The organism is Jeotgalicoccus psychrophilus DSM 19085 (assembly GCF_000425845.1).
Lineage (GTDB): Bacteria > Bacillota > Bacilli > Staphylococcales > Salinicoccaceae > Jeotgalicoccus > Jeotgalicoccus psychrophilus.
This window is the reverse complement of sequence record NZ_AUEF01000021.1, coordinates 1-14,974: the sequence shown is the minus strand read 5'-3', so window position 1 is coordinate 14,974 and position 14,974 is coordinate 1. Positions and strand designations below refer to the sequence as shown.

14 protein-coding genes are annotated in these 14,974 nt (G+C 40.8%); 6 read left to right on the top strand and 8 right to left on the bottom strand.

Annotated elements, in window-relative coordinates; all coding sequences use genetic code 11:
- The first annotated feature begins 15 nt into the window (after positions 1-15).
- Together H625_RS0107840 and isaB are read left to right on the top strand one after the other, a co-directional pair.
- Positions 16-1,095, top strand: coding sequence for an aldo/keto reductase (locus H625_RS0107840; protein ID WP_026859436.1), 1,080 nt, complete (start codon positions 16-18; stop codon positions 1,093-1,095).
- 190 nt (positions 1,096-1,285) lie between these two features.
- Complete coding sequence (isaB, locus tag H625_RS0107835) at positions 1,286-1,849, top strand: immunodominant staphylococcal antigen IsaB family protein (RefSeq protein ID WP_026859435.1); 564 nt, start codon at positions 1,286-1,288, stop codon at positions 1,847-1,849.
- Between the two features lie 64 nt (positions 1,850-1,913).
- On the opposite strand, the gene H625_RS0107830 is transcribed toward isaB, so the two are convergent.
- Together H625_RS0107830 and H625_RS0107825 are read right to left on the bottom strand one after the other, a co-directional pair.
- Positions 1,914-2,666 (bottom strand): SDR family NAD(P)-dependent oxidoreductase, encoded by a 753-nt coding sequence (locus H625_RS0107830; RefSeq protein ID WP_026859434.1) that lies wholly within the window; start codon positions 2,664-2,666, stop codon positions 1,914-1,916.
- Between the two features lie 29 nt (positions 2,667-2,695).
- Positions 2,696-3,430: a glucose 1-dehydrogenase gene (locus tag H625_RS0107825; RefSeq protein ID WP_026859433.1), complete on the bottom strand. Its 735-nt coding sequence runs from the start codon at positions 3,428-3,430 to the stop codon at positions 2,696-2,698.
- Positions 3,431-3,545: 115 nt separating this feature from the next.
- Between H625_RS0107825 and H625_RS0107820 the strand changes: the two genes are divergently transcribed.
- Both H625_RS0107820 and H625_RS0107815 read left to right on the top strand, forming a co-directional pair.
- The gene (locus H625_RS0107820; RefSeq protein WP_026859432.1) at positions 3,546-4,178 is read left to right on the top strand and encodes a TetR/AcrR family transcriptional regulator; all 633 of its coding nucleotides are present in this window, start codon (positions 3,546-3,548) and stop codon (positions 4,176-4,178) included.
- Between the two features lie 55 nt (positions 4,179-4,233).
- Entirely contained in the window at positions 4,234-4,710 is a 477-nt protein-coding gene (locus tag H625_RS0107815) for a glutathione peroxidase (RefSeq protein WP_026859431.1), read from the top strand.
- A 51-nt stretch (positions 4,711-4,761) separates the two neighbouring features.
- On the opposite strand, the gene H625_RS0107810 is transcribed toward H625_RS0107815, so the two are convergent.
- The gene (locus H625_RS0107810; protein WP_026859430.1) at positions 4,762-7,998 is read right to left on the bottom strand and encodes an efflux RND transporter permease subunit; all 3,237 of its coding nucleotides are present in this window, start codon (positions 7,996-7,998) and stop codon (positions 4,762-4,764) included.
- A 142-nt stretch (positions 7,999-8,140) separates the two neighbouring features.
- Between H625_RS0107810 and H625_RS13255 the strand changes: the two genes are divergently transcribed.
- Positions 8,141-8,722 carry a TetR/AcrR family transcriptional regulator gene (locus tag H625_RS13255; protein ID WP_051239027.1) on the top strand — a complete coding sequence of 194 codons (582 nt, stop codon included), beginning with the start codon at positions 8,141-8,143 and terminating at the stop codon, positions 8,720-8,722.
- Between the two features lie 47 nt (positions 8,723-8,769).
- Here the strand turns inward: H625_RS13255 and H625_RS0107800 are convergent, their stop codons facing one another.
- The 5 genes from H625_RS0107800 to H625_RS0107780 all read right to left on the bottom strand — a co-directional run bounded on the left by H625_RS0107800 (position 8,770) and on the right by H625_RS0107780 (position 13,949).
- Positions 8,770-9,261, bottom strand: a complete 492-nt coding sequence (locus H625_RS0107800) for a dihydrofolate reductase (protein WP_026859429.1) — start codon at positions 9,259-9,261, stop codon at positions 8,770-8,772.
- Positions 9,262-9,394: 133 nt separating this feature from the next.
- Complete coding sequence (locus tag H625_RS0107795) at positions 9,395-10,051, bottom strand: ABC transporter ATP-binding protein (protein WP_026859428.1); 657 nt, start codon at positions 10,049-10,051, stop codon at positions 9,395-9,397.
- Complete coding sequence (locus H625_RS0107790; RefSeq protein WP_026859427.1) at positions 10,038-11,162, bottom strand: ABC transporter permease; 1,125 nt, start codon at positions 11,160-11,162, stop codon at positions 10,038-10,040. Before H625_RS0107790 ends, H625_RS0107795 begins: the two co-directional genes overlap by 14 nt.
- Positions 11,159-12,370 carry an ABC transporter permease gene (locus tag H625_RS0107785; protein WP_169516124.1) on the bottom strand — a complete coding sequence of 404 codons (1,212 nt, stop codon included), beginning with the start codon at positions 12,368-12,370 and terminating at the stop codon, positions 11,159-11,161. Before H625_RS0107785 ends, H625_RS0107790 begins: the two co-directional genes overlap by 4 nt.
- A gap of 34 nt (positions 12,371-12,404) precedes the next feature.
- A complete protein-coding gene (locus H625_RS0107780; RefSeq protein WP_026859425.1) occupies positions 12,405-13,949 on the bottom strand; it encodes a DUF6583 family protein in 1,545 nt (514 codons plus the stop codon).
- 163 nt (positions 13,950-14,112) lie between these two features.
- Between H625_RS0107780 and H625_RS0107775 the strand changes: the two genes are divergently transcribed.
- The gene (locus H625_RS0107775; protein ID WP_026859424.1) at positions 14,113-14,898 is read left to right on the top strand and encodes an SDR family NAD(P)-dependent oxidoreductase; all 786 of its coding nucleotides are present in this window, start codon (positions 14,113-14,115) and stop codon (positions 14,896-14,898) included.
- The last annotated feature ends 76 nt before the right edge of the window (positions 14,899-14,974 follow it).

The following is a 14,974-nucleotide window of genomic DNA, read 5'->3' as shown; positions in this document are numbered from 1 at the left end:
GATGGAGGGATAATGATGGATTACAAACTATTGGGTAATTCAGGTTTAAATATTTCGAAGTACTCTCTTGGGACAATTCCATTCAGCGGCACAAACGGTTTTGAAGGCGCTGCGGATATGGGGCAGGAAACTGCAAATCATTTTGTCGACTATGCGCTCGATCACGGCATTAACCATTTCGATACAGCAAATCTATACGCGAAAGGTGATGCAGAAATTGTACTCGGCAAAGCGCTGGGCAATAAGCGTAAAGATATGACGATTGCCAGCAAGACCGGTGTGCAGATTCAAGGCGGACCTAATGACGGCGGTGCAACTCGCATTAATATAGAATCCACAATTGATAAAACACTGGAACGTCTCGGGACGAATTATCTGGATCTTTATTATGTTCATATGTGGGACGGACGTGTGCCTGTTTCCGAAACAGTCCAGGTAATGAATGACCTGATTAAAAAAGGTAAAATCCGTTATTGGGGAGTTTCAAATTACAGCGGCTGGTCGTTAGCAAAAACACACACATTTGCAGTGGAAAATAATCTTATTCCGCCAGCCGCACATCAAATTTACTACACACCTGAATCACGCGAGGCGGAGTATGAACTGCTGCCTGCAGGGACAGAGCTTGGAATTGGCAACACAATCTGGTCGCCGTTAGGTGAAGGTATGCTGAATGGCAAAATTACCAGAAACCAAAAAGCACAGCCCGGCACACGCCAGGGCAATGGATGGGCCGAGCCGTACTTGAAAGATAAAGAATTCTTTTATAACCTCGTTGAAATGCTCCAGGATATTGCATCAAAACACAATGCCACAGTACCGCAGGTTGTTCTCGCGTGGCTTCGCGACAGACCTAATGTCGACTCGGTAATTATCGCTGCACGCAACAAGAAACAGCTTTATGAAAATGTGGCTTCTTATACGCTGCAATTATCCGATGACGACGTTTCACAAATTACAGATTTTACTGCTCTTGAACCAATTTACCCTCATTGGCACCGCGCAATGAACACGATGGATATGGCTTCTGAATCGGAAAAAGTATACCTCGAAGCGTATAACAAAACGATGAAGCAGAAAGATCAGGAAATATAATTATTAAAAAATTGTTTAACGTGAAACATCTGCACCGCCGCTATAAATACTGTTATAACAGCACTTCAAAGGAGGGCGTTATAATATAACGCTATGCACTACTCCTGTATCTCCTGACATCAATTGCAGTTCATATAAAATTGTGCAACAATTAGGACTTAAGCTATACAATTTTAGGAGATGATTCCAAATGAACATGCACAAATTAGTTAGAGTGCTGGCATCAGCGGGAATTGCAGCTACTGTCGTTACAAGCGCACATGTTGCAAGCGGAGATGACGGTATGAATACAGTCGAAGCAGCAGAATCTAAAAATTCAAATTATAAATATCAAGGCGATACAGGTTACGGTGATGGAAACTTCCTTCTTAACGATGCTCTTATAAAAACACTGGAAGAAGATGGTGAGTTAGCATTTAACGGACACGCTATCGAGGCTTCGGAAGCCGACTATGAAGACCGTGCCGAAAAGAAATCCGAGTTTGTTGAAGAACACGATCAAAAGTTTACACTTCGCGGAGGAACAGCAACTAAAGTCGTCTTCCCGATTCAGGAAGAAACTTTATCAATTGATGAAGTAACTGAAGCATACGGGGACGACTACGAAGTAGAAAAAGATAAAGATGATAAATACGAAACGTATGTATATAAACTCGGCGACCAGAAAGACGAAGCTGAGAAAAACGTTATAGCATTCAAAGTAGAAAATGATTTTGTAACCCAGGGAACAATCGGTTACAGCAGTTCTTACTAAAAGAATAAAAATAAGAGACCTCCGGCAGTTTAATGATGATATGCCGTGAGGTCTCTTTTTATGATTAGCGGATCTGTATTGAACCGCCGTCAGCCATCAGTGTCTGGCCTGTCATATAATTTGAATCTTCTGATGCTAAAAACACAGCTATCGGACCGATATCTTTTTCAGGGTCTCCCCAGCGTTTCATCGGCACTTTGGAAACAATTGCTTCAAATGTTTCGGGATGTTCTTTTGACCACGCTTCAACACCCGGTGTCATTGCGATAGGGCTGATGATATTCACATTAATACCATATTCTCCCCATTCGTTTGCTGCAACTTTTGAAATCGCACGGATCGCTTCTTTTGCTGCTGCATATGCCGTTTGTGTTTTTTGCCCTTCAAGACCTGCACCGGAGGCAAAATTAATTACGCTGCCTTTAGACTCTTTAAGATACGGGAATGCACTTTGCATCAGATAAAATGTCGGATAAAATCCTGTGTCGAATGAGAAGTCCATGTCTGCCTGTGTTGTATCTTCAAAGTTCACCTGTCTGGATGCATGTGCATTGTTTACAAGCACATCGAGTTTGCCGTATTTCTCCACAACAGTATCGACGATTTCATGCAGTTTTTCGCGCTCTGTTAAGTCCGCTTTAATGAACATTGAATCCGGTGATATTTCCTGAAGTTCACTCAGTACCGCGTTGCCCTGTTCTTCGTTCAGATCAACAATCGCTACTTTAGCACCTTCTTTTGCCATCGCTTTCACCATACCGCTGCCTATCCCGCCGGCACCGCCTGTAATAATAACTGCTTTATCTTTTAATTTCATACTGATCACTCCATTTTGTACAATTTAACTTACATTGCTGTTAAGCCGCCATCGATAATGAATTCAGATCCTGTAGAATAGCTTGATTCTTCTGATGCCAGGAACAGCACCATATTTGTCACTTCTTCCGACTGAGCCATGCGGCGCATTGGGATGTGCTTCGCGAACTCTTTAATCTGTTCCACTGCATCGCCTTCAGTTACCATCGGTGTTTCGATTACACCCGGGTGCACTGAGTTCACTCTGATACCAAGGTGTCCAACTTGTAATGCAGCTGCTTTTGTCAGCCCTCTGACAGCAAATTTAGAGTCTGTATAGCCAACTGCACCGCCGACAATTCCGTTCATCGATGAAATGTTCACAATTGAACCGCCTTCAGCTTTTTGCATTGATGGCAATACCGCTTTAATCCCGAGGAAGACAGAAACCTGATTAATATCGATAATTTTTTTATAGTCTTCAACTGACATATCAAAGATACTCTTGCTCATGCTGATTCCTGCATTATTTACCAGTACGTTAACCGGTCCGAAAGCCGCTTCTGCTTTTTCAATAACTTCCTGCCATCCGGCTTCATCAGTCACATCGTGTTTCACAAATAATGTACTATCACCAAGCTCCGAAGCAAGTTTCTCTCCAACTTCTTCGTTTATATCCGTAAATACAACTTTAGCGCCTTCTTCAACGAAACGACGTACGTGTGATTCTCCCATACCTCTAGCTCCGCCTGTAACAATAGCAACTTTGTCCATTAATCTTGTCATCTTGCATTCCTCCAATTATGATAGTATAACTATCAATATTATTATAACGCTAATTTATCTGATAGGCTAATATTTAGCCATGTATTATAATTAATAATTGAAAGGGGAAGATTCTATGTCAAAACAGCTGGAAAACAAAGAGCGCCGTACACAGGCGATTGTCGATGCTGCCGAAAAACTGCTGATTGAAAGCACTTGGGACAGCGTGCAGATGCAGGATATTGCAAATGAGGCAGAAGTCGGGGTCGCAACACTTTTCAGATACTTCCCGAAAAAACAGATGCTTATTATCGCTGTTGCCAATCAAATATTGTCAGAAGAGCTCGATTTCTATTGCAGCATCAACCGGCAGAGTAACACCGGTCTTCAAAAAGTAGAATCTATTTTTCAAAGAGTCAACAGACTGGGCAACCCGGAAGCACTGAAAAAATCAAAATTTATTGATATATTCGAATCAAATATTGGCGAGCTTGAAAACTTCGTAACAGAAGCTGAAGAATATTTTAAGATACGTAATGATATTTCTAATATTGTCAGCCGGATAGTAAGCGATGGCCAGGCTGATAAAACATTGCCTTCAGGTGAAGGTATTACCGATGAAATTATGACGATGATTAACAACTACAGTCTGTTCGCACGAAAACTTGCACTGATGAAAAATATTATGACTTTGGAAAAACATCCAGGCACAGACGTCCAATTAAAAATTATGCATGACATGTATATGGAACGTTTGAGAAGTTTATAAAATTGTTATTTTTCACTTTCAAACGGGTATACAAATTAAAAAGGCGGGATAATCAATGAACAGTATTTATGATATAGAAGTTGAAAATAAAGACCATAGCACTTATAAGCTTGATAAGTACAAAGATCATGTAATAGTCATAGTAAACACAGCAACAAAATGCGGTTTAAGCGGACAGTTTGACGGACTTGAAAAACTGTATCAGCAATATAAAGATGAGAAGTTTATCATTCTAGGTTTCCCATGTAACCAGTTTGCCAATCAGGAGCCGGGCAGCGCGGAAGAGGCTGCTGAGTCTTGCAAAATTAATTACGGCGTTACTTTCCCAATTCATGAAAAAATTAATGTTAACGGTGAGAATGAACACCCGTTGTACACTCATTTAAAAGAACAGCAGGGCGGATTGCTCGGCAGTAAAATCAAATGGAACTTCACTAAATTTGTAATAGACAGAAACGGTGAAGTCGTAAAAAGATTCGGACCTAAGGACGAACCCGAGAAAATGGACAGCCTTATACAGGAACTGCTGTAACAATATAAAAATGCCTTACCGGAATTGTTCCGGTAAGGTGTTTTTCATTTACTATTTTCTATTGCTATTATTTTTCATTATATCGATTAGTCTTTGCATCTCATCGATATAATTTCTTTCCTCTTCTTCTTCATTCACTTCATTAACATTCATCTGTTCTGTCTGTGCTTCTTTACGTTTTTCAGCATCGATATCTTTTTGAGTAATGATTTCACCTTCAGGTGTCATATACTTCTTATGCATGTTGCGTGTTTCTTTGTCGATATAGCTGTAAAAGATCGGAATTACAAACAGTGTAAAGAACGTACTGCTGACGAGTCCACCGATGACTACTGTCCCCATAGGTGCAATCATCTCTCCGCCTTCACCGAGACCCATTGCCAGCGGCAGCATACCAAGCGCTGTTGTCAGTGCTGTAATAATAATCGGACGGAAACGGTGCCGAACACTGATTTCGAGCGCTTCAATTGTCGGAATACCTTTTTCTTTCTGCTGATTTGTATAGTCAACAAGCAGTATGGAGTTGTTGACTACTATTCCGAGCAGCATAATAATACCAACGAATGACACAACACTTAACGGGCTGTTTGTAAGTACCAGTGCCGCCATGACACCGACAATACTTAACGGCATTGCCATAATAACGATAAACGGATGTCTAAATGATTCAAACTGTGCAACCATAACCAGGTAGATAAATACTACACCTAAGACGATTGCGAGCAGCATTTGAGGAATCGCATCCCCAAGCATTTCTAGATCTCCACCGACAGAGTAGTGTGTATCTTCGCTGAAGTCCGCGGCTGAAACTATATCTTCGACGTGTGTCCCCGCTTCATTGAGAGACATATCTGAAGAATAAGTTACTGTCAGCTCACTTGTTTCTTCCTGGTCGTTGCGCGTAATTAACGGCAGCATTTCAGTTTCTTCAAGTTCTGCGACTTCGCTGATTGGAACGTACTCACCTTCAGCATTTGGAATCTCAAGTGTTTCAAAATTCGATACGCTGTCGAGATACGTATCCGGATATTTCACGTTGATAGAAAGATAATCATTATTTGCTTCCACAGTAGAAGCTTCCACTCCATTTGAAGCTTCGTATAATGCCTGACCGATCTGGGCCGGCTGCAGGCCGTTTTCACGTGCTGCATCTCTGTCGACTCTGATCTGCATTTCTTCAACCATATCTTCACGGCTTGAAGCTACGCTGTCGATACTGCCGTCTGCTTCCAGCTCTTCGATAATAATCGCTTCTGATTCTGCTAAACGTTCAGCGTTATCATCAGATACTCTCAGCATCAGAGTGTTCGGCTCAGAACTTATGCCGGACTGTGACATCGGAATGACGTTGATTTCTGCTGATTCATCCAGTCCTTCTATCTCATCTTCAATATTGCTTATAAATTCATTAGTCGTAACATTACGGTCAGCCTGGCTTACCAGTGTCGCTGTAATACTCGCTTTGTTTGTTTCTTCCGACATCGACATCATCGGCTGCAGAGAACCGACGTTGCTTAAGTACATTTCTACTTCAGAGTAATCTTCCAGCTGATTTTCAATGCTTTGTACTGTTTCAAAAGTATCTTCATAAATTGTGCCTTGTTCTTTTTCAATTTCAATTGTTAGGGCACCTTCATCGCTTTCAGGCATTAATGTCATACCCTGATTGACGATTCCGAGAATACCTGCTGCCATAAGCAGTACAGTGATTATCATTACTAAGAGACGGTGCTGTAAAGTCCAACGCGTAAACTTAGTCAGTAATTTCATGTACGGTCTTTCGCTGCGTGCTTTTTCAATATTCTCTTTAGGCGCATCTAAAATACGGCTCGAAATCATCGGCACTACAGTTAACGCGACGAATAATGAAGCAAACAGACTGAAAACAACTGTAATTGCCAGCGGTGTGAATAACTGTCCTACAAGGCCGCTGACGAAGACAACCGGTGCAAACACTGCTGCAGTGGTTAATGTTGATGCAATAATAGCGGAAGCGACTTCTTTTGTTCCGTCACTTGCTGCTTTTTTAGGATTTTTGCCCATAGACAGATGTCTGTATATATTTTCTATTACAACAACCGAGTTATCGACCAGCATACCGATGCCGAGCGCAAGTCCGCCGAGTGTCATTAAGTTAATGCTGATATTTGTAAAGAATAACAGCGCAAATGTTGTAATAACTGAGAATGGTATTGCAAGTCCGATGATTAACGGCGCTTTCAGATTTCTCAGGAAAGCAAACAGTATAATCATTGCAAGTACCGCACCGCTGATTAGTGACGTGTATACACTGTTAATCGCGAGGTCGATATATTCACCTTCATCATACAATGTTTCAACAGTTAAGTTACTGAATTCATCTTCCTCGAGTTTTTCATCGAGTACTTCATTGAATTCACTGTTTACGTTCGATGCGTTTGCATCGGATGCAAGCATAACGTCAATAGAAAGTGCGTTATCCTGATTCAGCCTAGTGATTGAATTGCTGTCCTGTTCTTCAATAGACACATCTGCAATATCATCCAGTGTCAGCGTTCCGCCGTCCGGCAGATCCGCAATAACCAGTTCGCGCAATGTTTCAACACCGTCGATATTACTCACTGTCCGTGTTGAAATCGAGGTGCGGCTTTCTGTATCAACTATGGTTGCGTTAGGAATAGATATATTGTTCGCTTCTATAAGTCCTGCAACATCGCTTTGGCTCATATTAACTTCAGATAATGCATCGACATCCAGATTAACCTGGATTTCTTCGACGACAGTACCATTTTGAGATATCGAAGCGACACCTTCAATGTTTTCTAATTCAGTGACTAAGCCATCGACCTGCCCCTGATAGTCAGCAACATTTTCACCGCTTGAAGTAACTGCCATCTGGATACTCGGCATCATCGAGATATCGAATTCAAGGAATGCAGGATCTCCTGCCTGTTCAGGCAGCTGAACGCTTTCCAGTGCTCTAGTTATATCACTTTCCACTTCATCAATTGTCATATCATAACCAAATTCTAAAATAACAACTGAAGAGCTTTCTTGTGATTGAGAAGATATATTCGATAGTCCGTTAATGGATGACAATTCCGATTCTATCGGTTTCGTGACATCCTCCATTACTTCCTCGGGACCTGCCCCCTGGTAAGTAGTTGCCACTGCCGCAATCGGCGGCTGGATATTTGGCATAAGCTGGAGTGGAAGTCTTGTTAAAGAAACGATTCCAAGCAGCATAAGTATAATCATAACGACGATTGTAAATTTAGGGCGTCTTATGGAAAAATCCGATAGTTTCAAATTGAGTACTCTCCTTATATATTGTTTATTTGTTTAAGCCGACAACGTGTTGTATAATCCCTTATAATCATAATAAAGTAGTTGAATACTATCAATAAACAATAACCGGTAAAGTGTTGAAAAATAGAAAGAAGTGTCTAAAATGAGTCAAAGAGATGTGACCAGAAACAACCTGATAGAAGCATTCTGGGATATTTATAAAATAAAACCTCTGTCAAAAATTACGGTTAAAGAGATAACAGATAAAGCAGGATATAACCGCGGAACATTTTATGCATACTTCAGTGATATAAATGAAATTTTGATTCTGCTTAAAGAAAGTTTAATCCCGACAAGAGATATGATTATCGGTCCGCTGATGATGCTCGATAAAAACGGCGGCAATATTTTCGATACGCTGGAGCGGACGAATGATTACGTCAAAGAACACAGTGATAAAATTTCAGTTCTGATTGGACCTGAAGGTGATCCCAGTTTTGTTCACGAATTTAAAATGCGTATCAGAATGATTATTATGGATTACGTTTATGAACTTAAAATTAAAGAACCTGAAAAAATCGAGTACATTATAGAATATCAATTATCAGCTCTTATCGGCATGTTTCAACTATGGCTTGAGAAGAACGGAGAAGTTGATGAAATAATTCTAGGTGATTTCGTTGAGGACATTTCGAATCAGGGTGTTACGACGATGATGACTGCCATGCTGAACAATAAAGAGTAAATTAAACCCCGGTACTGTTTTTCAGTTCCGGGGTTAGGCTGCATGTATTACTTTCTTCTCCATAATTCAAAAGTATGCTCATATAAATTTTTCTCATCAACGATACCCTTTTCAGTTTTAACCAGTTCAAACTTGTTATAGTCAAATTTTTCATCGAAATAGGTATCGCCTTCAAATGTGTCATGAATAACAGTACGGTATAATTCATCGACTTCGTTTTCAAACATTTTAAATAATACCGCACCGCCGATGATATAAAGATCTTCATCACCAGTCTGTGCAAGTTCAAGTATTTCCTCTTTGGAGTGCACTATTATTGCGCCCGGCGCTTCATAATCCTGCTGTCTTGTTAAGACGATATTCCTTCGGCCGGGGAGCGGTCTGTTCGGAATTGATTCGTAGGTTTTTCGGCCGGTCACCATGTCACCCCGCATCGTTATCTTTTTAAAAAAGGCAACATCAGCGGGCAAACGCCAGGGCAGTGCATCGCCTTTACCGATCAGCCTGTTTTCATCTTCAGCCCAAACATAAGCGAGCATATACATCTCTCCTTTGAAACTAAAACTGTTGTTATAAATGTCATACCCTAATGCAGGATGAATCATTCATTTTTATAAAAACCCTTCACACATAAAGTTTATAACACTATGCATTATAAAATAACGCATAGTGTTATTTTATATATTCCGCAAGTAAGTCTTTGTAGAATGAGTCTTTTCCGATAATAATAACACGATCGCATACTTCTTTAATTTCATTCATATCATGCGATGTGTAAATGATAAGCGTATCGTTGTTCTTCGCTTGAGCTTTTAAAAATTCTCCAATTTCTATCCTCGATTTTAAATCGATACCTGCAGTCGGTTCATCCAGCAGCAGAAATTCAGGATTATTAATTAAACTGATAGCGAGATTAAGTTTCCGCTTCATACCTCCGGATAATTTACTGACTTTAGTATCATGTCTATCTAGCTGTATGTTATTCAGCAGCGTTTTCAATTCATACACAGATTTCTTAACAGGTGACAGCTTTTGAAAGAACTTCATATTTTCAATGACAGTTAAATCTTCCCATACAGCAATATCCTGAGGTACGTATCCGATAACTTTTCTGTGTGCTTTAAAATACTTTTTGTATGGCTTGCCGTTTAAATAAAGTTCTCCGCTATCAGGTTTCGATAAGCTTGCTAAAATTTTCAGCAGTGTTGATTTACCTGCACCATTCTCACCAACGAGCCCGATAATTTCTCCCTGTTCTGCGGACATGCTGAAGTCTTCCAGTACGCGGCGCTTACCATAACTTTTATTTACCGAGTTAACTTCCAGCATTGTTATCCCTCCAAACCCAAATGAGCATTAAAACTGCAATTAGAATAATCCACGAAATATTAAGTTCATTCTCTATAAACATCAGTACCGGGTGTAACGACGACATTAAAGACAGTCCTGTCAGTGAAATAATGGCAGGCATAGCGAGTTGAAGTGCCAATAGAGCAATCGTTAACGCCACAGCTGCCTGATATAATTTCACTGGTGATTTTACGGAAGAGGCAAGCAGGAATGCAATGCCGTTTATAACAATACGGAACATGACGAGTGACAGAAAGCTAATATTCCCTGTTAGTACTTCTTTTATTATCACATAAGTAATACTGTCTACTATCAGCATCACAGCGGTCATAATAACTAGCGTCAGTAACATAAAATTCGTATATGAATGCTTCATAAAATAAAATCGGGTCCTGGTACTGCTGACAGTTTCACGTGTAACAAAGTCAAATATAAAAATAGTAACGGTGAACGTTATATATGCCCAAACTATCCATGGATGAAAGGCTGGTGTTTCTTCGATATCAGCCGATTCTCCAAGGAAATAAAACACCTGTTTCAAGAGATTAGTATCTGTTTCTGTACGTTTGCGTTCAGCTGCTACATCTTCAGCGGTCACAGCTGTTTCAGCCAGCAGATTATTCTGCAGCTCCAGCACATAATCAACAGTCGTGTATTCACCCATCCGCTCCTGCACGAGCGAAGCTGCCAGTTCTTTCGCCTGTTCGTAGTAGATCGAGCGGTCTGTATAATACGTTTCAATTAAGTCCCTGCGCTGACCTTCATGTATTTTTTCTGCAAAGTCTTCCGGCAATATAAACACACTGTCCAGCCTGTATTGCTCCAGCTCCCTTATTGCAGCTGTGCTGTTTTCTGTATTAAATACTTCAACCGCCATAAATTCACTGCTCTTAAGACCTTCTATAAAGATATTTGCTTCTGCACTGCTTTCATGGACAACGACTGCTGCAGGCACTCTGAAGTCTTCTCTGGTGCTGTTAAACACATTTGTAACGACGAGTGTCAGCAGCACTGGCACAATGAGCCACAACGATATTTTAGGAAGCTGCCGCTTTATGAGCAGCCATCTCGCATATATCATATCTATCATAAGAATCGACGCTCCTTCAGGACACTTAAAACGAGCAGCAGCACTGCAGCTATCCCGAATGTCGCTATCATAATATCGATCTCCATAGTAAAGCGGCCGTTTAATATAATTTCTTCAATCCAGGATAGTGATTGATAACTGTACATATAATCAAAAAATGTATCCAGATAAATAGGAAAGTATATTCTCGGAATGATACTGCCGGCGAACAGTATAATCATGAGCAGTACCGCAAGCTGAACCACCATACTGATTTTAAACGATGGAAGCAGCCAGTCGATAATAATCATAATCATCGCCGTAATAAATATGTGAAGAGCAATCAGAATAAACAGCCTCAGCAGATTTTCTGTCTCCAGGTCAATACCACCGAACGTTAATACTCCATATGTGAAAAGGGCAGAAGCCACCGTGACAATTATGCCGGTTGAAAGCACTCTCGCAAGGCCTTGAGCAAGATGCGTTACTCCGAACACCTTCATCCGGTCTTCCAGGTTACTGCTTATGTCCCGCATTAAAGCGATGTACAGCATATACACCCAGACAGTCATTATAATGAACAGGCCATTCACGATAAAATACATATTTCCCGCGCTGATATTCTGCGCTTTTTGATGTTCATCCATCAAAGTATCACTCGAGAGCACCTGAATAAACTGGCTCACAAACTCTTCGAAAATTAAGTTCTGCCTTGCCTCATCAGTCATGCCGAATTCACGGGCATAATGATTAATCGTTAATATATTGGCCTGTGAATTCCGGATATGTCTGACGACTGTATCAATTACGCTGCTGATTACATAACTCTCCAGCTGCATATCCGGGTTGCCGACGACAATCAGTTCACTTGATTCCCCCTTCATCATTTTTTCCGTGAATTTCCCGGGGAATATTATATATGAAACAAGTGTATCGTTTTCAATCATCAGTTTTGCATCAGATTCCGATACTTCAATAATCTCAAGTCCATCCGCTGCCTCAGCTGAGCCTGCGAGCGCCGAGACAATCACAGCAGTCTCGTCACTGTCATCCAGATTTACAAGGCCGACAGACATTTTAGCCGCCTCATCAAACGACAGGAGTGAGCTGAGCATCCAGATTATCAGTCCGATAAAAATAACCGGTGAAATTAAAATAAGAGGAAGTGTCAGCCACTTCCTCTTAAGTCTGCTGATGTCGTTAGCGATGAATACAAATATATGCTTCATTATTCTCATCGCTGACGCATCCTTTCTTTTTTAATTAAAATCCTGATGGCGCACCGAAGTTTTCATTCATCCACTCTTCAAATTGCGGACTAACTTCATCGTTAAAGTACGCATCAAGTTCTTCCATGCTCATCTGGCCAATGTTTTTCTCATTATCCCCGCCAGGCACTTCAATTTCACTTACCGTCTGACTGTCGCTTGTCAGATTCAATACGAAAGTATCTCTCGTTACACTGACACCGTCGTCAGCATACAGAGTCATATCACCGGTTGCCTGGTCTTCGTTGTATACAGAGCTGCTCTCCATGAATAATGTCAGCGGCGAGCCGGTCAATTGTTCATTAAAGTTAATATCCACATTCCAGACTTCACTGTCTTCTTCATCTGTTTTAACAGAGTTGATGACAAACAGATCTTCTGAATCCGCTCTTAATGTGATCACATCTTCATAACCTGATTCAGTTTCATTTAAATCAGCAGTATAGCCTATTACTGATTCCATAGTCTCGTCAGAGAATGCCATATCATAATTGAAAACTGTGCTGTCTTCAGTAATTTCTGTAACACCGTCGACTGCAACCTGGCCTGTAGATCCGTCAACTGTAATTGACGTATCGAAATCACGCTGAATGATATTATCGTCACCGTCTGTCCAGACAACAGATGTTAAACCTTCAGGGAAGCCGACATCTTCTATATTCTCTGCCGCTTCTTTTAATGAGTTGTTGAACTCGGTTGCTGCGTTTTCCGCAGAAGGCGCTTCCGGGTTGCCAAGGTTTGCGGCCATCATCTGAGTTTCGATAATGTTTGCAAGCTCTTCATCTTCTGCCATCTTATTAAATAAGTCTTTTAAGAACGTGTGAATCTGTTCTTCTGTTAATGTCATCGTCAGTTTATCAGCGTTCACTGTATTCTCACCGACAGTAATTTCTTCACTTTCCGACTCGAACGCATCATCCGGTAAGTTTTCTCTAATGAAAGTTGCATATTCATCAATTAAATATTCACGCTGAGTTTCTGTCAGTGCACTGGTTTCAAAGAACATTGAGTAATCGATCTCTTCTTCACCTGTAAATGTTGCAGGGTCAAGTGTATTCAGGAATGTTGCTGCATCCGCTTCATTAACCACCATATACTCTTCGATGAACGGCAATGTAAGCCCTGCTTTTTCACCTGTGATATATGCATTTACATCTGAAATAGTTAAGCCCGCTATGTCTGCATTAAGCCCCATCGTACTGACTTCATTTGCCATATCCTGACCGATTGCAAGATCAATATTAGAGTTATTAATCATCTGATCAAGACCCATCTCCTGGAATGAAGGGTCGTTTGTTTCTGCTGTAATGCCTAATGTTGACTCAATCGCATTTTGCTCGGCATATTCATACCAGTCAAGTTCGCTCTCAAAACGCTCTTCAAATAACTCGAAAGTACCTTCAACATCGTCCAGTTCAGCCATTAAGTAATTGTTTTTCGGGTTGTTCACCATCGTCTGAAACAAAATGTATGCCCCGACTGCCAATACTGCAATAACACCGACCGATACCCCTAAAATTGTTAAACCTTTTTTACCCATAATAAATTCTCCTTCACGGTGCGTTAATTTACTCTAATATTATATTTAGTTCATATTTTACCATATATTATGTCTAAAATGTGACGCCCGTTGGATTTTATACTTATGAGTTAAATATTGATAATATAATAAAGAAAGCAATTTACGAGAAGGATGGGATGTTATGAGACTTAAAAATAAAATCGCAGTCGTTACCGGGGGGAGTCAGGGAATAGGGCGCGGCGTCGTGCAGGTTTTTGCAGAAGAAGGGGCAAAAGTTGTCATTGCTGATATAGATGCTGAAGCAGGCGAAAACACTGTAAAAGATTTAATTGATAAAAACCTCGATGTCCGTTTTCATAAAACAGATGTCAGTAATGAAGAAGATGTTAAAAGTTTAATTGAATACACGATAAATGAATTCGGAAAATTAGATGTTTTAGTAAATAACGCCGCAATTAATTTCCGAAAATCTGTGCACGAAACATCGCTCGAAGAATGGAACAATTTAATGGGAATAAATTTAACAGGACCATTTCTGTGCAGCAAGTATGCTATACCTGAAATGCAGAAACAGGACACTTCATCGATTATCAACATGGTATCATGGCATGCTGAAACAACAATTACGAGGCTCGCAGCATATGCAAGTGCGAAAGGCGGACTGACAGCTTTAACACGTCAGATGGCACTCGATTACGGACAACATCAGATTCGTGTCAATGCAGTCGGACCAAGTTCTGTCGACACACCACTTCTCCATAAAACTTTTGCAAGTCTCGAAAACCCGGAGAAATCATTTGAAGAATCATTGGCTTTCAATCCGATGGGACGCGTCGGCACAGTCGACGATATCGCTAAAGCATGTCTATTTTTAGCGTCAGATGATTCAACTTACGTCAGCGGCCAGACCATACTCGTCGACGGCGGACAAAGCAACAAAATAGCGAGACCAATAGAATTTGACTGATAAATAGGCGGGGGACTACCATGTGCGGTTGACATCGTCATCCAAACCCTTACGGACTACCATGTGAGCTCGACAT

What these genes read in the sequence shown, in the direction of transcription:
- H625_RS0107820 (WP_026859432.1), top strand. Translation starts at nt 3,546, where the DNA reads ATGTCAAAACAGCTGGAAAACAAAGAGCGCCGTACACAGGCGATTGTC.
- H625_RS13255 (WP_051239027.1), top strand. Translation starts at nt 8,141, where the DNA reads ATGAGTCAAAGAGATGTGACCAGAAACAACCTGATAGAAGCATTCTGG.
- H625_RS0107815 (WP_026859431.1), top strand. Translation starts at nt 4,234, where the DNA reads ATGAACAGTATTTATGATATAGAAGTTGAAAATAAAGACCATAGCACT.
- H625_RS0107795 (WP_026859428.1), bottom strand. Translation starts at nt 10,051, where the DNA reads ATGCTGGAAGTTAACTCGGTAAATAAAAGTTATGGTAAGCGCCGCGTA.
- isaB (WP_026859435.1), top strand. Translation starts at nt 1,286, where the DNA reads ATGAACATGCACAAATTAGTTAGAGTGCTGGCATCAGCGGGAATTGCA.
- H625_RS0107775 (WP_026859424.1), top strand. Translation starts at nt 14,113, where the DNA reads ATGAGACTTAAAAATAAAATCGCAGTCGTTACCGGGGGGAGTCAGGGA.
- H625_RS0107790 (WP_026859427.1), bottom strand. Translation starts at nt 11,162, where the DNA reads ATGATAGATATGATATATGCGAGATGGCTGCTCATAAAGCGGCAGCTT.
- H625_RS0107825 (WP_026859433.1), bottom strand. Translation starts at nt 3,430, where the DNA reads ATGACAAGATTAATGGACAAAGTTGCTATTGTTACAGGCGGAGCTAGA.
- H625_RS0107785 (WP_169516124.1), bottom strand. Translation starts at nt 12,370, where the DNA reads ATGAAGCATATATTTGTATTCATCGCTAACGACATCAGCAGACTTAAG.
- H625_RS0107800 (WP_026859429.1), bottom strand. Translation starts at nt 9,261, where the DNA reads ATGCTCGCTTATGTTTGGGCTGAAGATGAAAACAGGCTGATCGGTAAA.
- H625_RS0107830 (WP_026859434.1), bottom strand. Translation starts at nt 2,666, where the DNA reads ATGAAATTAAAAGATAAAGCAGTTATTATTACAGGCGGTGCCGGCGGG.
- H625_RS0107780 (WP_026859425.1), bottom strand. Translation starts at nt 13,949, where the DNA reads ATGGGTAAAAAAGGTTTAACAATTTTAGGGGTATCGGTCGGTGTTATT.
- H625_RS0107840 (WP_026859436.1), top strand. Translation starts at nt 16, where the DNA reads ATGGATTACAAACTATTGGGTAATTCAGGTTTAAATATTTCGAAGTAC.